Source organism: Halorubrum sp. CSM-61 (assembly GCF_003781945.1).
Taxonomy (GTDB): domain Archaea; phylum Halobacteriota; class Halobacteria; order Halobacteriales; family Haloferacaceae; genus Halorubrum.
Genome location: NZ_RJJW01000010.1, coordinates 69,546 through 87,774, shown reverse-complemented (window position 1 = coordinate 87,774; position 18,229 = coordinate 69,546). Strand labels below are relative to the sequence as shown.

Genomic DNA, 18,229 nt, shown 5'->3' with positions numbered 1-18,229 from the left:
CGCGTTCGCCGCTCCGAGCTCGGTCGGCCGATCAGGCGGTCTCCATCTCGCGCTCTAAGTCCCGGAGGCGCTCGATCCGGCTCTCCGTCGGGGGGTGCGTCGAGGCGAGCTTGCCGACGAACCCCGACTTGATCGGGATGATGAAGAACGCGTTCATCTCCGCCTCCTCGCGGAGGTCCTCCTTCGGCACGCGGTCCATCCGGCCGTCGATCGTCATCAGCGCGGACGCGAGCGCGCCGGGCTTGCCCGTGATCAGGGCCGCGCCGCGGTCGGCGGAGTACTCGCGGTACCGCGAGAGCGCGCGGATCAGCAGGAACGAGACGATCCAGACGAGGATCGACACGAGGATCGCGACGATCACCGGCGCGCCCTGCCGGTTGTCGCCGCTGAACAGCCATCCCCACCGGACGATGAAGAATGCGATAGTCGAGAGGAACGAGGCGATGGTCATCACCATCACGTCGCGGTTCTTGACGTGCGCGAGCTCGTGGGCGAGCACGGCGTCGAGCTCGTCCTCGTCGAGCGACCGGAGGAGTCCGGTGGTCACGGCGACGGTCGCGTTCTTCCTGTTCCGGCCGGTCGCGAACGCGTTCGGCACCTGCGTGTCGGCGACCGCGACCGTCGGCTTCGGGAGGTCCGCCTGCTGGCTCAGCCGGTCCATCCGTCGGTGGAGGTCCGGGTACTCCTCGGCCGTCACTTTCTTCGCGCCCATGCTCCGCAGGGCGAGCTTGTCGCTGAAGAAGTACTGGGCGATCGAGAACCCGCCGAGCATGATCAGCGGGAACAGGAAGTCCTGGAAGTACAGCGTCAGGGCTCCCACGAACACGACGTAGAGGGCGAAGAGGAGGAACATCGTGAACGCCATCCGCCCACGGAGTCCCCAGTCGGTCTTCCATTCCATGTCCGAGTTTTACCGTTCGCCGGATTAAAGCCTGCCGGGGTTTCGAACGCACCGCCGCGGCGGCGGAATCGTCCGACGACGGAGCGCTTTTCCCCCGCGCCGGCGACCCGCACGCATGGAGACCGTTCTCGTCACCGGCGGCCGCGGCGCCTCCGGGCGCTGGGTCGTCGACCGACTCGCGGGCGACTACGAGGTCGTCGTCGTCGACTACGAGCGTCCCGGCCCGGACCTCGAACCGGCGCCGCACGTCTCGTTCCGGGCGGCCGACCTCGCCGACCGCGGCGAGGCGCTCGACACCGTCCACGCGGTCGACCCCGACGCCGTCGTCCACTGGGCCGCGATCCCCGTCGCCGGCACCCACCCCGACGGCCGGGTGTTCGAGACGAACGTCGGCGCCGCGAAGAACGTCCTCGACGCGGCCGGCCGCGCGGACGCCCGGATCGTGCAGGCGTCGAGCGACGGCGCGTACGGTTTCTTCTTCGCGGACCCGACGCCGTTCCCGGACGAACTCCCCGTCACCGAGGAGCACCCCCTCCGGCCGGAGGACCCATACGGGCTCTCGAAGGTGACCGCCGAGGCGGCCGCGGGCGCTGTCGCGCGCCGCGAGGGCGTCCCGGCCGTCTCGATCCGCCCCTCGTGGATCCAGTTCCCCGGCGAGTACGCCTGCCGGAGCGACGAGTACGTCGGCGATCTGGACGCGGGCGCCGGCAACTTCTGGTCGTACGTCGACGCCCGCGACGCCGCCGACCTCGTCGCCGCCGCGCTCGCGGGAACGACGGGATCGGACCCGGCCGTCCCGTCCGGGACCCACGAGGCGGTCAACTGCGTCGCCGCCGACAACGCGCTCGGTCGCCCCCTACTGGACCTGTTGCGGGAGGCGTACGACGGCGTCCCCGACGACTGCGCGGTCGACGAGAGCGCGCTCGCCGAGGGCGACGACCGCGGCGCGTACGCGATTAAAAAGGCGAAGCGGCTGTTCGGCTGGACGCCGAGCCGATCGTGGCGCGAGGCGGCCGACGAGGACGTTCCCGAGCCGGCGCTGGTCGAGTAGTAGATCGGGAGGAGAGAGGACTTATAAATAGGAAGTGCAGTGGCGCGCGCCTCCGAGTGGCCGCCGTCGGCGGCCACGAGGAGCGCCGTGCGAGGGAGTCAGTCGCCGAGCGAAGCGATGGCGACTGACGAGGCTGGGGAGGTGTGAGGTGCGGTCGCTGTGCGGGGCGGGGTGGGACTCAAAGGGGCAGCCGCGAGGACTCCATAGGCGACCCAAGCACCGCAGGGAGCGAACGGAGTGAGCGACCGAGGCGCGCAGCGAGCGTATGGAGTCCTCGCGGCTGGGGCTTTGGTGGTGTTCACCATTGATCCGCTGTCAGCGATTTATAGCCGAGCGGCTGGGGCTTTGGTGGTGTTCACCATTGATCCGCTGTCAGCGATTTATAGCCGAGCGGCTGGGGCTTTGGTGGTGTTCACCATTGATCCGCTGTCAACGATTTATAAACCCCGATATCTCGAATCGACTCTTAAATCGACAGGATCGCGTTCACGAGGGTCCGGGTCGCGATCGCCGTCGCCGCGCCGAGCCACGTCAGCAGCACGAAGTGGATGTACCCGTTCGCGGGGTTCCCGCCGTCGATCCGCCGGATCATCTGCGAGGAGAGCGCGGCGTTGAAAAGCACCACCGTGAGCAGCAGGTACTCGATGAGCGGGATGTCGTACGCGCCGGGGTAGACGATCTGCCCGATGTCCATCTGTTCGAGCCCGAAGTCGGCCGTCAGCTCCGCCAGGATGGCGACGATCTCTAACCCGATGAAGAAGGCGAACGTCGCCGCCGCCGTGATCCCGTACAGCAGGCCGATGAAGGTCATCGCCGCCTGCCGCCGTTGCTCGCGGAGCTGGTTCACGGCGTTCATGTTCTTCGAGATCAGCTCGCCGAGCATCTTCGGGTCCCCGCCCATCCGCCGGCCGACGAGGTACATCTCGGAGAACTTCTGGATGAGGTACGACCGGGTGTCGTAGGTGAACTGCTCCCACGCGCCCTCGGTGCTGATACGCATGTTGAGCCGGCGGTAGAGCCGCTCGATCGCCGGGGAGAGGTCGCCGAAGTTCTTGTCGCGCAGCGTGGTCAACACGTCGGTCGTCGTCGACTGCTTCGCGCTCTCGGTCGCGCCGAGCGCGCGCACGAACGAGGGGAACTCGCCGTCGCGGGCCGTGATCTGCCGTTCCTCTTTCCGGAGGATGACCCCGGTGATGAAGAGCGGCGAGATCGGCACCGCGAGGTACAGCGGGAGCCGCACGTCGTCGAGGAACCAGAGTAGCCCCGGGAGCCCCGGCCCGTACCCGAACATCCCGGCGGCCGTGATCCCGATGATGAGGAAGGAGAGCCCGCCGCCGATCCCGAGCGACGCCCACAGCTTCAGGTCGCCGGGCGCGCGCTCGTCCGGGTGGAACCATATCGGGTCGTACGGCGAGGTCGCCCGGATCATCGCGTAGAAGCCGAGCTGGACGAAGACGAAGAGGACGATGACCGCCGCCACGGTCGCGGTCGGGTCGTTCCCGGTGAGGATCGGGAGGACGATCGCGAAGACCAGCGCGAACGTCATCGAGAGGATCATCGACATGTACAGGTCCTTCATCACCTCCAGGTTCGACAGCGAGGACTCGTACAGCGTCTCGTACTTCGCGAGCATGACGTCCTGCTCGGAGACGAGGAACTCCTCTAGCGACTGGCCCGCGCCCATCGTGTAGCCGAGGCGGTCGAAGAAGTCGGCCATCGCGTCGGAGGGGACCTCCTCGGCCCGCCGGCGACACGCGTCGTCGAGGCTCTGGTTCCAGGTGTCGACGAGGTGGACGACGCGGTTGATCTCCTCGGCGGCGACGCCGTACTCCTCCTCTTTCGCCAGCGTCCGGAACACCTCCATGCGGTCGATGTTCGTCGTCGACAGCACGGTCATGTGCGTCATCACGAGGTGGAGCTGGTTGTCGATCTTGGTCTCCAGACTGGAGAGGTAGATCTTCGGGTAGATCACCGCGGCGACCAACACGAGCCCGCCGAACATCGGGACGGGCACTCGCGCCGCGAAGGGGAGCGGGAGGACGAACAGGCCGACGACGCTCGCGAGGAAGACGAGGACCGCCGGGAGCAACACGAGCCCGACGTACTTCCGCTTCGAGATGTCGAGCTTCTCGTACGACTCCAAGACGTCGGAGGTCAGCTCCGCGGCCGTCGCGAGTCCGTCGCCGACCTCCTTCACCGCCATGCTATCTGACGTTCCGATGCATGTCGAAGGGGAGCCCCTCGACGCCGTCGCGCTGGAAGGAGTTGATCGCCTCGTTCACCTCGTGGTAGCCGAGGATGTCCTCCTGGATCATCCGCTCTATCAGCTCCGCACGGAAGTCGAGGTCGTCGTAGATGTCGCGGGTGTCGGCGTATCCCAGCAGCGTCGCGATCTGCTCTTCGAGCACGTAGGAGTTGTTCATCCCCTGGAAGACGATCTCGTCTTCGACGGGGTCCCAGCTGAACACCTCGCGGGTGACGACCCCCTCCATCTCCTTGGAGTACCCCTCGATCTCCTGGACGCTCGTCACCCGGCGCAGGACTTGGTCGCCCTGCTTCACCCGGTTCTGGAACAGCGCCACGTCGGCGTTGTCCATGAACGTCTCCGGGACGTTGATCGGCTCGGAGGTGAACCGCTGGATCATCGAGACGATGTCCGAGGCGTGGAACGTCAGCATGACCGGGTGGCCCGTCTGGGCCGCCTGGAACGCCATGCGCCCCTCGGCGCCGCGCACCTCGCCCACGATGATGTAGTCGGGGCGCGACCGCAGCGCGGCGGCGACCAGGTCGAACATGTCCACGTCCGAGGAGCCCTCGCCGCCGCCCTCGCGGGTCAACAGCTGCTGCCAGGTGCTGTGCGGGGGGATGACCTCGGCGGTGTCCTCCGCGGTGTAGATCTTCGAGTCGTCCGGGATGTACGAGAGGATGGCGTTCAGCGTCGTCGTCTTCCCGGACGCCGTCTCCCCGACCACGAACACCGTCTGCTCGTTCTCCAAGCAGAGCCAGAGGTACGCCGCCAGCTGCGGCGAGAGCGTTCCCCAGTTGGTGATCTGGTTGATCGACAGCGGCACCTCCTCGCCCTGCCGGATCGTGAGCGAGGAGCCCTTCAGCGACACGTCGTCGGAGTAGATGATGTTGATACGCGACCCGTCGGGCAGCGTGGAGTCGACGATGGGGTCGGAGTCGGAGAGGGGGTCGCCGATCCGCTCGCCCATGTTGCGCAGCCAGTTGTCGAACTCCTGGGGCGTGCCGAAGTCGACGGTCGTCTCCAGCATGCCGAAGGTGCCGTGATCGACGTGGCACTCCTTGGGACCGATGACGTGGATGTCCTCGTTGGCCGGGTCGCGCATCACTGGCTCGAGCGGGCCGAGCCCGACGATGTCGCGGTTGAGCCGGTAGCGGATGTTCTCGTAGGTCTCCTCGGTGACCGACAGCTTCCCCATGTTGAGCACCTTCGAGAGGCTGCCGCGGAACCCCTGATTCTGCTCGTCGACGTGGGTGACCTCCTCTAACAGCTCCTCGATGAGGTCGTCGTACCCCGCCTCGGTGTCGGGGGCGCTGTGCTGGCCGCTCACCCGGAGGAGGCGATTTTTCACCTCGGTGAGGACTTCCGCCTGCGGGCCGGAGACCTCCGGCTCGATGGCGTAGTACTTGGTGTCCTGCCCGAGGTCGCCGTAGATGTGGCTGTAGATCGGCCCGCCGACGGGATAGATGACGTTCGGGCGGTTCGACTCGTACTCGTCTTTCGGCTCCTCGATGAACTGCGGGAACTCCCCGGTTATCTGTTTGAACTCCCGCAGGTGCTCGCGGAGGTGCGGCCGCCGCATGGCTGCCTTCCGGAGCTCCTCCGACGGTTTCGCCGTGCCGTGTTCGGTCATTGTCTACTCCGTGTCTCCTGTCGGGGCGGTCGCGCCCCGGGTCGGGTCTATCGCGTCCCGGTCGCCGGGACGGCTGTGCGTCGGCTCGGTCATGGGTTCAGGCGACGCTCCGGCTCTCGATGACGATTCCGGTCCCCGATCGGACCGAAAAGCCGATCGTGTCGCCGACCTGTTCGCCCATCCCCGCGAAGCGTTTCACGTTGATCTGGCGGCGGATGTCGTTGCCGACCTCGATCATCTCCAGTTCGAGGAACACGTCGGCGATCGACCGGAACGGGCCGATCGCGTCGTCGTCGACCGCGGAGGGGTCGACGGTGAGCACCACCACCTTCCCCTGCGAGATGATCTCCCGGAAGAAGGAGATGATCTCCAGGGCCGCCTGTCGCTCCTCGTTCTTCCGGACCAGCGCCTCGAAGGTCGGGTCGTTCCGGAAGATGGCGTCGAACGTGTCGAGGAAGACGACGTCGGAGTTCCACATCGCTTCCGCCTTCATCAGGCGCTTGAGCAGCTCCTTGCGCTCGCCGTCGTCGTCGGAGAACGCCCCGCCGGAGTCGAAGTCGGCGTGGAGGAAGAGCAGCTCCTCCTGTAAGAGCGGCTTTACCATGTCGTACTCCAGCGAGTGCATCTGGTCGATGAACCCGCGGACGGTGAGCTCCGTCGACATCATCGTCACCGACGCGCCCTCCTCGACGAGCCCGTAGGCGAACCGCTGGGAGATGGCGCTTTTGCCGGCTCCGTAGTCGCCCTCCATGAGGACGATACTGCCGCGGGGAATGCCCCCGCCGAGCTCCTTGTTCAGCCGGTCGCGTTCGCCGAGCCCCAAGGAGAGGAGGTTGTCGCGGGGCATCTCAGTTCCCTCCCTCAACGCGGAACTGGAACAGCTCCTCGTCGCCGTTGGCGGTGATGAACACCCGATGGTCGCCGTCGGCGAGGCCGTTCGTGGTGTCGTCGAGATCGTTCACGTTGATCGTGAGCCGCAACACGTCGCCCCGGCTCCACGCCGCGCCCGCGTCGGCGGAGACGAGTTCGCCGTCGACCGCGCTCGGCGGGACGTACTGGCCGTCGAAGACGACGTCGAGCCCCGAGCCGTCGGGCGCGAGCCGATGGGTCCCGGTGTTCTTTATCAAGAGGGTCACGTTCTGCTGGCCGCTGACGTTGTACACCCCCGCGTTCGCGTCGGAGATGACCGTCACGTCGGTCCGGAGCGTCTCGGTCGCGTCCAGCCCGGCGTCGTCGACCGCCGCGCTCACGCGGTCCACCCCCGTGGTGATCGTGCCGACCACGCCGGCCGCGATCACGAGGCTCGCGATGAACAGGATGAGGTGGGAGACGGGGACGCTGGCCATCTACGCGGTCACCTCCGCGGCGTCGCGGACGCCGGACTCGACGACGAGGACGACGCGGGTGCCGTCCTCGATAGTCGTGTCAGTGTCGGCCTGCGCGACCTCGACGGTCAGCGTCTCGCCCTCGAGCCAGAGTTCGGTGTCGCCGTCGCCGTCGACGGTCGTGGTCGCGTCGGCTCCGCCCACGTCGACGTACTCGTTGTCGACGAGCAGCGTCGCGTCGCCGGCGACGAGACCGAGGGAGCCCTCGTTGGTGGCGTTGACGGTGAGATTGCCGGTCCCGCTGTCGAACGTCGCGTTCGACACCGTGAACGCCGTGTTCTGCCGTTCGAGCGCGCGCTCGTTGATCCCGTGTTGCGCGTCGCTGACGCGGTCGAAGCCGTTGGCCGCGACGGGGTAGAACGTCGTGAACGCGAAGAACAGCCCCGCGACGATGATCGCCGTCGACGCGGAGACGCTAACGCCCATCGCCCCACCCTCCGTCGGCCGGGTCGGCGCGGTCGGAACGCGGGTTCGGGTCGTTCATCGGTCGCGGCGAGCCGCCGTTGCGCTCGCGACCCTCGGAGCCGCGGCGGTCCGCCTGCCCGTCCCGGCGGTCCGTCTGTCCGTCTCGCCGTCCCGCGTCGCTTCCGTGACGTTCCGCGTCGCCGTGACCGTTCTCGCTCGCGCGCCGGTCGCGGTCGTCGCCGCCGCGGTCCTCGGGCGGGGCGCGCTCCTCGCGGTGACCGTCCCGTCGATCGTCGGCGCGGTCGGATGCGCGCCGGTCGCGTCCGCCCTCGCGTCGTCCGTGTCCGCCGCGTCCCCCGCGGCCCGACCCGCCCCGCGGCGGGCCGCCGCCGACCAGCGAGCCGCCGGCGAGGTCGTCCCAGCGGTCGAGCAGCAGGAGGTGCCCGCTCGTCCCGTTGAGCTGGGTCACGTACCGGAGGCTACGGGTGTGGTGTTCGCGGACCAGCCGATCGGTCCCCGGTCGGTCGACGAGGTTGCGGTCGATCGTGCCGAACCCGGAGAGGAAGTCCCGGAGCCGCGCGGCCGCGTCGGGGCCGACCCACTCGATGCGCTCGTAGTAGTTGATCGCGCGCACCGCGTCGGTGACGTCGCTCTCGGAGACGAGGAACTCCAGCCACTCCATCACGAGGAGGTCCCCGACGTAGTCGCCGGGCAGCTCCGTGAGGTACGGCTTGCCGCGGGTCCCCGAGAGGTCGTCCTGCTGGACGTACTCGAAGCCCCCGCCGTTCGCCTCGGCGGGGTCGCCGCCGGGCTGCCGGCCGCGCGAGCGGTCGGACTCCGGCGTGTGCCCGTTCGCCGCCGGGCCGTCGTCGGGGTCCTCCTCGAAGGAGTCCATCCCGTCGTCGAAGTCGACGCCGTCGTCGGGCTCGTCGTCGAAGGGATCCGCCTCGTCGCCGAGGTCCTCCTCGAAGGAGTCGCCCCCGTCGTCGAACGGGTCTTCCTCCGCGCCCGCGTCCGTTTCGGCGCCGTCCTCGTCGGCCCAGTCGGCCTCCCCGGCGTCGTACTCCTCTTTCAGCTCGCTGAAGCTCTTTCCATCGTCGTTCATGTCGTCTCCGTCGTCCGCCGTCGCGGTCTCGGACGCGGCGTCGGCGGGGTCGCCGTCGTCCGTGTGCTCGTCGCCCGGTTCCTCGTCCAGCTCGCCGAACTCGTCGTCCTCGTCTTCGAGGTCGTCGTCGAGCAGGTCGTCGTCGAAGAACCCGTCGGCGTCCGCGTTCGCGACGTCTTCGTCGAGGTCATCGTCGCCCGCGTCGGCTCCCTCGTCGTCGTCGAAGAGGCCGAACGAGCCCTCACCGCCGCCGTCGACCCCGTCGAAGCCGCTGGAGTCGTCGACGAACGGGTTGATGCCGCGGGTGACCATCTCGTAGATGTCGAGTAGGTTCCGCACGTCCTCCTCGATGTCGTCGACGGCGGCCGAGATCTCCTCGTTCTCCGAGCGCACGGTCGAGACGGTCGACGAGAGCGAGGCGACCTCGTTCTCCAGGTCGTCGAGCCGGTTTTCCAGCTCGTCGGTGTTGGCACCGCCGCCGCCACCGCCACCGCCGCCGCCGTCGAACTCGTCGTCCCACTCGTCCATCCCGTCGAAGTCGTCGAAGTCGTCGCCGCCGCCCATCCCGCCGCCGCCCATTCCGCCGCCGCCGCCCATCCCGCCACCGCCGAAGGGATCGTCGCCGCCGCCCATGCCTCCGGAATCGTCGTCGTCGGAGCCGTCATCATCGAGGAATCTGTCGAGGACGCTCGCACCGACGAGCCCCAGCGTGGCGACTATCCATGCGGCCGTTGGAGCTCCCCACACCGGTAGTTCGAGGCCCATTACCGTGTACCACCCCCAGAGCACACTTCAATTCACCCCTCAAAATATCAGCTGTGAGAAGGCATTCCTTCGGTGGAATCGGGCGGCGCCGCGGCCCCTCCCGAACGAGGGGGGCTCAAAGCGTCCGCTCGAACCCGTCGGCCGCCCGGACGACCAGTCGGCCGTCAGCCATGAACCGGACGGTCCGGCCGACGCCGTCGCCGACGGCGCGCTCGACCACCGGGATCCCGGCTGCGTCCAGGCACTGCTCGGCGCGCGCGACGTTCCGCGGTCCGACCGCGTCCGTGAGATCGAGCATCTCCGCGCCGCCGGCGACGCGCGCTTCGAGGCGGTCGGCGGACGCGCCCGCGGCCTCCAGCTCCGCGATCAGCGTCTCGATACCGGTGTCGACGTACTTTCCCGGCCGCTCGATGCCGGTGTCGGTCCCGGTGCCGTTCGGTAACATCGCGTGTAACAGTCCCCGGACGCCGGTCGACCGATCGACGAGCGCCACGGCGACGCACGACCCGAGGCCGCTCGTCGTCACCGTCTCATCACCGGTCGCGACCGCCAGATCGCTGACGCCGACCTTGATCCGGCCGCCGTCGGGAGTGTCGGACCCGTCGCGGGGCGCTCGCTCGCGAGACGACGGGTGGTGGCTCACGACTCCGAGAGCCTGTCGAGCGCCCGCGCCAGTTCGCGCTCGTCCGGGAGCGCGTACACGTCGCACCGCGTCTGGACGCCCTCCGTCTGGATCGCGGCGTCGATCACGAACCCGTAGTCCTGCCGCCGGCTCAGCTTGGCGACCAGCGGGCTGATCGCCGCCGAGCCGATGTCGTGGACGAACTCGGGAGGCGAGTGGGTGATCGACGTGCCGAGCACGTTCGCCCAGCCGTCGATGAACCCGCTCGTCATCACGTTGCCGAGCTCGCAGAGCGCGTTCTCGGCCATCCCCCCCAGCGGCTCGTCCGGCTCGCTGGGGAGCATCGAGGCCGCGACCTTCGCGGCGGACTCCTCCTCGAAGAGGATCGCGAGGTAGCCGCTCGGCTCGCCCTGCAGCTCGAAGACGGTCCCGGCGTGCGGCTCGACGCCGACCTCCGCGGGCACGTCGGCCAGCGGGACGAACCGCAGCCGGCTCACGTCGACGGTCGTGTCGAGGCCCGTCATCATCGCGATGTTGTCGGCGGCGTTCGCGGAGCCGCGCTTCGCCAGCGACGCGAACGTCGACAGCGACTCGTAGGGGACCGCGGTGCTGCCGGCGCCGTCGTTCCCCGCCCCGCCCTCCGCGCCCGGCGCGGCGGCCGGCGCGGTCTTACCCACGACGAGGTCGCGGAACTTCCCGGAGTCGGGGAGCATGTAGATCGAGAAGTCCAGGTCCGTCGTCGTCGCGTCAAGCCGGCTCTCGAAGAGGAACACGCCGTCGCCGGCGAGCGCCCCGTCGGGGAGGACGGCGGCGCCGTCGGCCTCGAAGTACCGGGGCGGCGTCATGTCGATCGCCGTCCCGAGGTAGTTCGCCCACCCGTCGAGGAAGCCGCCGAGCGCGATGTTCCCGACCTCGCTCACCGCGCTGCGTCCCATCGACGCCCCGCCCGGGAGAAGCGAGAGGAGCGCATCGACGTTGCCCGCGTCGAACGCGAGGACCGCCTCGCCCTCCAGTCCGCCGCGAAGCCCGACGCTCACGCCGATCGACTCCCGGCCGGCGAACGCCTCGGCGAGGTCCTCGCCGCTGGCGACGCTGGCGCCCGTGACCTCTACGGACAGATCCGTGCCCGTCAGGTCGGTGAGCGCGCCGGCGGCCTGTTCGGCCCCCCGCTCCGCCAACCGGTTGCAGGCGCCGAGCGCCCGGACGTCGACGCGCATTATACCGCCGATCCGATGGCGTCGAGCACGTTCGGCTTCTGGAACGGCTTCGTGATGTACCCCTCTGCGCCGGCCTTGATGGCCGCCTTCATCTTCTCCTCCTGTCCGACGCTGGTGCACATGATCACCGTCGCCTCCGGGTTCGCTTCGAGGATCTCCGTCGTCGCCTCGATGCCGTCCCGGATCGGCATCACGATGTCCATCATCACGAGGTCGGGCCCGTGTTCCTCGTACATGTTGACCGCCTCTACGCCGTTTTCGGCCTCGCCGACGATCTCGAACTCCCCTTCGAGGATCTCCCGGAGCAGGTTCCGCATAAACTCCGAGTCGTCCGCGATAAGCACGCGCGTTGCCATAGTTATCTGGAAGGCGGGACAGCGTTCACTTAACGACTCCCCCGCGGTTCTCAGCGCTGAGAACCGATGCGGCGGAACGGGTCGTCGGGGGCCCGATCCAAGCCAGATCCAGCGTTCGAGCCCGCTCAGACCCAGTGTCCGAGGAGGTACGTCGCGCCCACGAGGACCGTCCCGCCGAACGTCTCCCGCGTCCCGATGCCGAAGGGGAGGAACGCCGCCGGCGCGTCGCTCGGCGCCTCGTCGCCCGGCGTCTCGTCGCCACCGCCCTCCGACGACGTCTCGTTCGACTCGCGGTCGGTCGCGTCCCCGTCGTCCGAGCCGTTCTCGTCCGCTCCGTCCTCCCCGTCGGCCGCCGCCGATCCCTCCTCGTCGGCGCCGGGGTCGTCGACGCGCGTCACCGACGGGTCCGCTTCCACGAGCAGCGTTCCCTCCACGCTGTGGCCGTCGATCGAGAGCACGTACGGGTACTCGCCCGGCTCCAACTCGGCGTCGAGCTCGCCGAACGTCTCCGCTTCCGAGCCCCTCGGCTCGACCGTGACGTGGCGCTCGTCGACGATCGCTCCGTCGCCGACGTCGAGCGACAGCCGCTCCCGGTTCTCCAGCTGCCCGACGTTCCGCACCGTCGCGGAGAGGTTCGACAGCGACTCGCCCCGGGTCACCGTCAGGTTCGTCGTCGTTTCGTCCCCCAGCCGCAGGCGGGCGGGGTCCTCGGCGTCGTCGACGACGACGATCGTTCGACTGTCCTGTAGCGACTGCCCCTGATAGAGCCGATAGCTCGCCTCCGTCCCGGGCGTCACGTTGGTGAGCCCGCTGTCGACGGAGAAGTTCTCGTCCTCGATCGTCAGCTCCGACTCGGTCCGCGTCGGTTCGCCGTCGTCGTCCCTGACGATCGTCGCCGACAGGTCCGTCACGGGAAGGATGGAGGTCCTCCCGGTGATGGTCCCGTTTTCGGCCTCGACGAGGATGTCGCCGTCGGCGGTGGCGTGGTCGTACCGGAGGTAGCGCTCGACGATAGCGAACGACGCCTCGGCGCTCACCCGGCCGTCGGCGCTCTCGTGGTACGGGTACTGGTCGTCCGCGGCCGACTTCGGTTCGAACGCCTCGGGTGGCCCTTGCCCGTCGCGGAACTCGTACTGCTCGCCTTCGGTTCCCTCCAGGGCGAACTCGACCGAGAACTCGTCGCCCGGCTCGGGATCGTCGGTGAACGGGCCCCCGTCGCTCGTGTCTATCGCGAGGTGGAACCGGCTGGGCGCTTGATCGCTGTCGCCCCGTTCGAGCGTCTCGCCCTCCGCGAGATAGAGCGTGACGTCGTCCGGGTCGGCGTTCGCGAGGTCGAGCTCTGCCGGGCGCTCGTTTTGCCGGGGGTTCGTCTCCCGGACCCGTAGCGAGACGCCTTCCTCGGCTTCGAGGAGGTCGCCGAGAGCCCGGTGATCGGTCTGAGTCCCGGCTTCGATCGACCCGTCAGACCGGTTCTTGGCGAAGTACGAGAGGGCCCCCCAGATCCCGGTCGACTCGAAGCCGAGGACGACGCGGTCGCCCTTGGTCACCGCCGCGCGGTCGAGTCCGCTCTCCCTGAGCGCGCCGAGCGACTCTGTCCCGCCCTCGCCGTCGGTAGTCACCTCGCTGTCCGCGGTCGTGAACACCTCGACGCTGTCGTCGAACGTCGGCTTCCGCAACACGAGGTCGGACTCGTCGGCCACTTTGACCGGATCCACGGCGCCGGAGTCCCGGACGACGAACGTCCCGTTCGTGATCGCGAGCCGGTACCGCTGCGGGACGAGCGGGCGAGCGAGCCCGCCGGCGCCGGTCGAGCCGGTCTCGGAGAGCTCCGAGAGGTTCTCCGCGATCACCTCGCCGTCCTCGTTTTCGAACTGGAGGTCGCAGTCGACGTCGGCGGCGCTACAGCTCTTGACACTGCTTTGGTTCGTCCCGATGAGCCGGGTGTTGATCGTTGTCGACCGGTCGGATGTCTTGACGACGTCGACGAACCCGACCGTTCCGCCGGAGTCGGTGAGACGGTTGCCCCCGATCAGCAGGTACGCGCTGTCGTTCCCGGACGAACTGATGACGTGTCTGATCTCCACCGGGTCTCCCGCGGTCCCGGTGTACATCGGTCGGCTGAACGATCCGCTGATCTCCCGTCTGGCGGCGCCGCCCGGGCCCGCCTCGTCGTCGGTCGCGATCGCCGGGGTGACCTCGTCGCCGTCGGCCGTCGCCGGGGTTTCACCGACTGTCGCCGCGTCCCCTCCCGCGAGGGTCGCCGCGGCGGGCCCCGTGGCCGCCGCGCCGAGGACTGAGAGGAACACCGCGAGCGCGACGAACACGACGCGGAGGTTCGAAAGCCGAGCGGGGATATCCGAGAGCCGAGCGGGGATATCCGAGAGCCGAGCGCGGAGCGTCGCCTCTGTGTCTGTCTCCGCGTCGTCCGGTGAAGGTCTGGAGGTCATCGTGTGTTCGTTCCGTCGTGACGGGCCGCGTCGCTCCGCCGGCCCGCCGTCGGTTGGTACGTACTCGGGATCTCAGCGACTAAAGCGTACCCACCCGATTATCGCGTCAGAGAACCGGATCGCCCCGATACGGATGAATCGGGAGCGAATCGGCAGACTGAACCGGGATCGGACCGCCGGCAAAGCTCCGAAGAGTTAAGTCCGCCCGTGGTGCCCTTCCGATGAGGATGAAGACCTGCCCCCGGTGCGACTCGTCGCTCGACGACGAGGCTCGCTACTGCGTCGAGTGCGGCGCGCCCCAGACGGACGCGGCCGCCGAGGAGCTCGACGAGTACGTGCAGCGGCAGGCTCAGCAGCTGACCGCCGAGTCCGGGGGTGCGAGCGGCGGGAACACCGGTGGAAACGGCGGCGGGTCCGGATTCGTCCCGACCGAGGAGCTCACCGACCGCGAGCAGCTCTGGCGCCGGGGCTGTTACGTGCTCGGCTACGGGACGATCGTCGTCGCGCTGACGCTGGTCCCGCAGATTGGTGCTTTCCCCCTGATTCTCGGCGGGATCGCGATCTTACCGCCGATCCGGCGTCTGACCGCGGAGCCGCTCGGGAGCCCGCTGAAACGGGAGGTCATGGCCGGGCTGTACGCGGTGTTCGCGCTGCTCGGCGTCGTGCTGCTCGTATTCTTATAACTGCCGTCTCGGCTCTGCCCCGTGGTAGTCGCAGACACAGCCACGACTGACGGCGGGAGTGGGTATAGCACGTCGTGGAGGTGGTCATTTATAAGTGAACGAGTGGGGTTGCCGTCGGCTATTTATACGTGATCGACGGCTCTGCGGTGAACACTTCCAAAGCCCCAGCCGTGAGGGCGCAGTACGCTCGGTGCGCTCCTCAGTCGTTCGTTTCACTCGCTCCTTGCGGTGCTTCCGTCGCCTACTGCGCCCTCACGGCTGCCCCTTTGAGTCCCGCACCGCAACCGCACAGCCTCACACCTCCCCAGCCTCGTCGCTGGCGGCTGTCGCCGCCAGCGACTCCCTCGCGCGGCGCTCCTCACGCCCTACGGGCGCTCGGAGGCGCGCGCCACCGCACAGCCGCCTTCACTTATAAGCGATCGTCACCATCGCTCACGACCATTTAACTACCTCATCGCCGTCACCGATCTGCAATACCTACTCCCGCTATCGATCAAGCGGCCGTATTCCGCGAATCGTCGTTTGAACCCCCCGCTATTCGATCCGGAAGCCGTCGGCCTCCTCCGCCGCACGCACCAGATCGCCGATGCTGTCGCTCGCCGTGAGCCCCTGGCTCGCGGCGAAGCGCTTGATCGCCACCGGCGGGACGTCGACGGTCGTCTCGCTCGCGACGAGCAGCAGGCCGAGCGCCTCCGGCGTCGGCGAGCTCGGCCCCGCGTTGGACGCGAACCACGACACGAGCGAGTCGAACGTCGCCGTCACGTCGTTCGACACCATCCGCTGGCGAGTGGTCTCGCCGTCGACGTGGAGCGTCGCGTCGATCCCGTAGGTGAACCCGTCGCCGTCGAAGGAGTTCGCCAGCCACCGGCTCACCGACTGGCGGTCGACCTCCGGAGCAGCGCCGGCGCCTTGCGGGTGGGTGGCGGCGTTTCCGCCCTGCGCTTGACCACCTGCACCGCGGGGCGCGTTGGCGCCGGCTCCGTCTCCGGCTTCCGCACCTCCCGGGTCGCCGCCCGGATCCGGCGGTCGTCGCTCCTCCGGGTTCGCCGGGTCGGCGGAGGTAAAGCCCGTCTCGTCGTCGGGACGGGGGTCCGGCTGCGACCGGCGGACGTTGGGACGGCCGTTCGTCCCGACGACGTACCGGCTCTCCCCGATCTCGACGACGTTCTCGTCGTCGGTGAAGTCGAGTTCGTCGGGGTCGGCCGGCGGCGCGTCGGGGTCGGCCGCCGGTGCGTCGTGGTCACTCATGGCGTAGCCGTGGTGGCGCGAGAAAATAGGTGTTCCGGGCGGCGGGATCCGCCGGGACAGTGGTTAGGGGGCTGTTCGAGGCTCGTTAGAGCCGGACCGCTTCGCCGTTCTCTGTAAAGAGGTCGGGCGCGTTCAGTTCGACCGAGGTTGTCGCCGACGATGGCGAAACGATCTCGACTGACGAACTCTGTCCCTCGCCGAACGCGTCCTCTGTCGCATTTAGGTGGGCGTAGGTGTAGTTCCCGCTCCCGTCAGTGACCCCGCCCTCTGCCAGACTCCCGAACGGCTGTGCACCGGGGTTCACGACGATCGTATAGTCTGTGTCGTCGTTGAGCACGGCGTCACCGCTGTTGACGAAGCCGCCGCTTGAATTCTGTACAGCGAACTCGCTCGCGTTGAGCTGGCTCGCGTTGTTGATAGTGTCGCCACCGGTAGCATTCGTGTCTGTGAAGACGAGATTTGCCTGCCCGTTCGGCCCAACCGCCTGGATAGTTGATTCTGAGAGGTCAATCTGATCGGCACCAGCAGCACCGGACACCGTAATTTTGATTGATTCGAGTTCTCCCGTGCTGTTGTTGCCGACGATACCGACTTCGCTCGTCACGTCGATCCGCTCCGACACGAGCTCGGTACTCTCCTGACCGGTCGCCTCCGCCTGTGACTGGAGGAAGCCGGTCGTGTTGATCAGGACGCCGGCGGCGATCGCTGCGACCAGCACCATCGCGATGAATACGATGAGGGTCCCGATTCCCACTTGACCGCGCTCCTCACTGTTGTTGATGAATTCGAACATTGTTACAGCCTCACCGAGGTCTGTTCGCTAGTCAATGTCGTCGGGACACGAAGCTCTGCGCTCGTGGTTGCACCCGACGGCGTCGTGAAGGTCACCGACAGGCGGTCGCCGCCTTCGAGTGTACCGTAACCCGCAGCTACGCCGCTAGTTAGATCGACTCCAATATCGGCACGGTCGCTGGTATCGGTCAGCACGACATCACCACTTTCTCCAGTGTAGATGTCGATCGTGGCCTCCTCGCCAAGCTGGAACGTTTCCTGTCCGCCAGTCCCGATGAGTTCAACGCTCGTCTCGGATAAGTCGATATTACTAGCACCAGGAGACTGTGCCACTGTGATATTTAATTGATCAACTTCTCGAGGGTCTTCACCAGTCACGTTCCCTGACTGACTCACCACCTGCAGCCGGTCGCTCACCTGACTTGTACTTTCTTCGCCCGTTGCTTCCGCCTGCGTCTGAAGGAACCCGGCCGTGTTGATCAGGACGCCGGCGGCGATCGCCGCCACCAGCACCATCGCGATGAACACGATGAGGGTCCCGATCCCCACTTGACCGCGCTCTTCCTCGTCCAGTAGTGTTTCGAACATTGTGTGTTGCGTCGGCCCCCGGCCTGCCCGGCGGGCGTTATCGCTAGGGAGAGTGATTTCACTATTAAAGACTCCGTGCCGATTATTCGACCTGATAAAACGCTGCAGTATTGCGATTATGGGACTTGTTTCTGCCCGATAGTTTCTGAATATATCAACGATATCGCGATATAGTTATCGGCTCTGGATCTGTGAGAGTTCCGGATGATCGGGGCAGATCGGTCGCGATCCGCACACGTCTGCAAGTCTCTCGCGTGCGATCGGCGGCCTTCTCGAAGCTGCTTGGCCCCGGCGCTGCCCGCTTCGTTTGCCCCGTCTGTGGTCGATCCGCGTCGCCTCAGCGCTCCTGAATTCGCGTCAGCTCCGAGTCGGGGATCACGAACTCCCGCGTGCCGGGCTCGTAGACGGCGAGGCTCCCGGCGACCAGCGCCATCGACGCCGCCAGCAGCCCGGTGTTGACGAGTAGTAGCGCCTGCGGGTTCGCGAACGATGTCTGGAAGGCGGCGACGGGCGTCGCCACGGCGGCGAGGACGACGAGTCCGAACCCGACCGCGAGGTACGCCATCGCGGTTCGGCCCGAGGATCGGTACGCCGAGACCGCGAACGCGAGCAGCGTCGCGCTCGCGCCCGCCAGCACGGTGGTCGTCACGAGATACAGCCCCTCGATGAGCTCCATACCCACCGTGGCCGGAGTCGGGATATAAACCTACGGTGGCGGCTATCACCGGCGATAACATCCGCGAATAGCTGCTCCCCCCGAACGCCCGGCACCGCCGTGCGCCGCCC

At 67.8% G+C, this 18,229-nt stretch carries 17 protein-coding genes; 2 read left to right on the top strand and 15 right to left on the bottom strand.

Annotated elements, in window-relative coordinates:
- Positions 1 to 31: 31 nt before the first annotated feature.
- Positions 32 to 901, bottom strand: coding sequence for a zinc metalloprotease HtpX (htpX, locus tag EDM04_RS15860; protein ID WP_123623830.1), 870 nt, complete (start codon positions 899 to 901; stop codon positions 32 to 34).
- A gap of 115 nt (positions 902 to 1,016) precedes the next feature.
- Between htpX and EDM04_RS15855 the strand changes: the two genes are divergently transcribed.
- Positions 1,017 to 1,952, top strand: coding sequence for an NAD(P)-dependent oxidoreductase (locus EDM04_RS15855; protein ID WP_123623828.1), 936 nt, complete (start codon positions 1,017 to 1,019; stop codon positions 1,950 to 1,952).
- A gap of 466 nt (positions 1,953 to 2,418) precedes the next feature.
- On the opposite strand, the gene flaJ is transcribed toward EDM04_RS15855, so the two are convergent.
- From flaJ to EDM04_RS15805, 10 genes are all read right to left on the bottom strand, one after another.
- Positions 2,419 to 4,155, bottom strand: a complete 1,737-nt coding sequence (gene flaJ / locus EDM04_RS15850) for an archaellar assembly protein FlaJ (protein WP_123623826.1) — start codon at positions 4,153 to 4,155, stop codon at positions 2,419 to 2,421.
- Between the two features lies 1 nt (position 4,156).
- Positions 4,157 to 5,830, bottom strand: a complete 1,674-nt coding sequence (locus tag EDM04_RS15845; protein ID WP_123623824.1) for a type II/IV secretion system ATPase subunit — start codon at positions 5,828 to 5,830, stop codon at positions 4,157 to 4,159.
- A 97-nt stretch (positions 5,831 to 5,927) separates the two neighbouring features.
- Entirely contained in the window at positions 5,928 to 6,677 is a 750-nt protein-coding gene (locus EDM04_RS15840) for an ATPase domain-containing protein (protein ID WP_123623822.1), read from the bottom strand.
- 1 nt (position 6,678) lies between these two features.
- Positions 6,679 to 7,176 carry a flagellar protein G gene (locus EDM04_RS15835; protein ID WP_123623820.1) on the bottom strand — a complete coding sequence of 166 codons (498 nt, stop codon included), beginning with the start codon at positions 7,174 to 7,176 and terminating at the stop codon, positions 6,679 to 6,681.
- Positions 7,177 to 7,641 carry a flagellin gene (locus tag EDM04_RS15830; protein ID WP_123623818.1) on the bottom strand — a complete coding sequence of 155 codons (465 nt, stop codon included), beginning with the start codon at positions 7,639 to 7,641 and terminating at the stop codon, positions 7,177 to 7,179. It lies immediately after the preceding gene.
- Positions 7,631 to 9,490 (bottom strand): FlaD/FlaE family flagellar protein, encoded by a 1,860-nt coding sequence (locus EDM04_RS15825; protein WP_123623816.1) that lies wholly within the window; start codon positions 9,488 to 9,490, stop codon positions 7,631 to 7,633. The genes EDM04_RS15830 and EDM04_RS15825 overlap by 11 nt, the downstream gene beginning before the upstream one ends.
- A gap of 115 nt (positions 9,491 to 9,605) precedes the next feature.
- The gene (locus EDM04_RS15820; protein WP_123623814.1) at positions 9,606 to 10,133 is read right to left on the bottom strand and encodes a chemotaxis protein CheD; all 528 of its coding nucleotides are present in this window, start codon (positions 10,131 to 10,133) and stop codon (positions 9,606 to 9,608) included.
- Positions 10,130 to 11,329, bottom strand: coding sequence for a chemotaxis protein CheC (locus tag EDM04_RS15815; protein WP_123623813.1), 1,200 nt, complete (start codon positions 11,327 to 11,329; stop codon positions 10,130 to 10,132). The genes EDM04_RS15820 and EDM04_RS15815 overlap by 4 nt, the downstream gene beginning before the upstream one ends.
- Positions 11,329 to 11,685, bottom strand: coding sequence for a chemotaxis protein CheY (gene cheY / locus EDM04_RS15810; RefSeq protein WP_123623812.1), 357 nt, complete (start codon positions 11,683 to 11,685; stop codon positions 11,329 to 11,331). Before cheY ends, EDM04_RS15815 begins: the two co-directional genes overlap by 1 nt.
- Before the next feature lie 125 nt (positions 11,686 to 11,810).
- Positions 11,811 to 14,132 carry a BGTF surface domain-containing protein gene (locus tag EDM04_RS15805; protein ID WP_206424483.1) on the bottom strand — a complete coding sequence of 774 codons (2,322 nt, stop codon included), beginning with the start codon at positions 14,130 to 14,132 and terminating at the stop codon, positions 11,811 to 11,813.
- Between the two features lie 227 nt (positions 14,133 to 14,359).
- On the opposite strand from EDM04_RS15805, the gene EDM04_RS15800 reads away from it, so the two are divergent.
- Positions 14,360 to 14,815, top strand: coding sequence for a zinc ribbon domain-containing protein (locus EDM04_RS15800; protein ID WP_123623811.1), 456 nt, complete (start codon positions 14,360 to 14,362; stop codon positions 14,813 to 14,815).
- A 534-nt stretch (positions 14,816 to 15,349) separates the two neighbouring features.
- On the opposite strand, the gene EDM04_RS15795 is transcribed toward EDM04_RS15800, so the two are convergent.
- From EDM04_RS15795 to EDM04_RS15780, 4 genes are all read right to left on the bottom strand, one after another.
- Positions 15,350 to 16,063 carry a hypothetical protein gene (locus EDM04_RS15795; protein WP_123623810.1) on the bottom strand — a complete coding sequence of 238 codons (714 nt, stop codon included), beginning with the start codon at positions 16,061 to 16,063 and terminating at the stop codon, positions 15,350 to 15,352.
- A gap of 85 nt (positions 16,064 to 16,148) precedes the next feature.
- Positions 16,149 to 16,856 (bottom strand): archaellin/type IV pilin N-terminal domain-containing protein, encoded by a 708-nt coding sequence (locus EDM04_RS15790; protein WP_123623809.1) that lies wholly within the window; start codon positions 16,854 to 16,856, stop codon positions 16,149 to 16,151.
- 2 nt (positions 16,857 to 16,858) lie between these two features.
- Positions 16,859 to 17,443, bottom strand: a complete 585-nt coding sequence (locus EDM04_RS15785) for an archaellin/type IV pilin N-terminal domain-containing protein (protein ID WP_123623808.1) — start codon at positions 17,441 to 17,443, stop codon at positions 16,859 to 16,861.
- Positions 17,444 to 17,780: 337 nt separating this feature from the next.
- On the bottom strand, positions 17,781 to 18,119 hold the full coding sequence (locus EDM04_RS15780; RefSeq protein ID WP_123623807.1) for a hypothetical protein: 339 nt from the start codon (positions 18,117 to 18,119) through the stop codon (positions 17,781 to 17,783).
- Between the last annotated feature and the right edge of the window lie 110 nt (positions 18,120 to 18,229).

What these genes read in the sequence shown, in the direction of transcription:
- htpX (WP_123623830.1), bottom strand. Translation starts at nt 901, where the DNA reads ATGGAATGGAAGACCGACTGGGGACTCCGTGGGCGGATGGCGTTCACG.
- EDM04_RS15855 (WP_123623828.1), top strand. Translation starts at nt 1,017, where the DNA reads ATGGAGACCGTTCTCGTCACCGGCGGCCGCGGCGCCTCCGGGCGCTGG.
- flaJ (WP_123623826.1), bottom strand. Translation starts at nt 4,155, where the DNA reads ATGGCGGTGAAGGAGGTCGGCGACGGACTCGCGACGGCCGCGGAGCTG.
- EDM04_RS15845 (WP_123623824.1), bottom strand. Translation starts at nt 5,830, where the DNA reads ATGACCGAACACGGCACGGCGAAACCGTCGGAGGAGCTCCGGAAGGCA.
- EDM04_RS15840 (WP_123623822.1), bottom strand. Translation starts at nt 6,677, where the DNA reads ATGCCCCGCGACAACCTCCTCTCCTTGGGGCTCGGCGAACGCGACCGG.
- EDM04_RS15835 (WP_123623820.1), bottom strand. Translation starts at nt 7,176, where the DNA reads ATGGCCAGCGTCCCCGTCTCCCACCTCATCCTGTTCATCGCGAGCCTC.
- EDM04_RS15830 (WP_123623818.1), bottom strand. Translation starts at nt 7,641, where the DNA reads ATGGGCGTTAGCGTCTCCGCGTCGACGGCGATCATCGTCGCGGGGCTG.
- EDM04_RS15825 (WP_123623816.1), bottom strand. Translation starts at nt 9,490, where the DNA reads ATGGGCCTCGAACTACCGGTGTGGGGAGCTCCAACGGCCGCATGGATA.
- EDM04_RS15815 (WP_123623813.1), bottom strand. Translation starts at nt 11,329, where the DNA reads ATGCGCGTCGACGTCCGGGCGCTCGGCGCCTGCAACCGGTTGGCGGAG.
- cheY (WP_123623812.1), bottom strand. Translation starts at nt 11,685, where the DNA reads ATGGCAACGCGCGTGCTTATCGCGGACGACTCGGAGTTTATGCGGAAC.
- EDM04_RS15805 (WP_206424483.1), bottom strand. Translation starts at nt 14,132, where the DNA reads ATGACCTCCAGACCTTCACCGGACGACGCGGAGACAGACACAGAGGCG.
- EDM04_RS15800 (WP_123623811.1), top strand. Translation starts at nt 14,360, where the DNA reads ATGAAGACCTGCCCCCGGTGCGACTCGTCGCTCGACGACGAGGCTCGC.
- EDM04_RS15795 (WP_123623810.1), bottom strand. Translation starts at nt 16,063, where the DNA reads ATGAGTGACCACGACGCACCGGCGGCCGACCCCGACGCGCCGCCGGCC.
- EDM04_RS15790 (WP_123623809.1), bottom strand. Translation starts at nt 16,856, where the DNA reads ATGTTCGAATTCATCAACAACAGTGAGGAGCGCGGTCAAGTGGGAATC.
- EDM04_RS15785 (WP_123623808.1), bottom strand. Translation starts at nt 17,443, where the DNA reads ATGTTCGAAACACTACTGGACGAGGAAGAGCGCGGTCAAGTGGGGATC.
- EDM04_RS15780 (WP_123623807.1), bottom strand. Translation starts at nt 18,119, where the DNA reads ATGGAGCTCATCGAGGGGCTGTATCTCGTGACGACCACCGTGCTGGCG.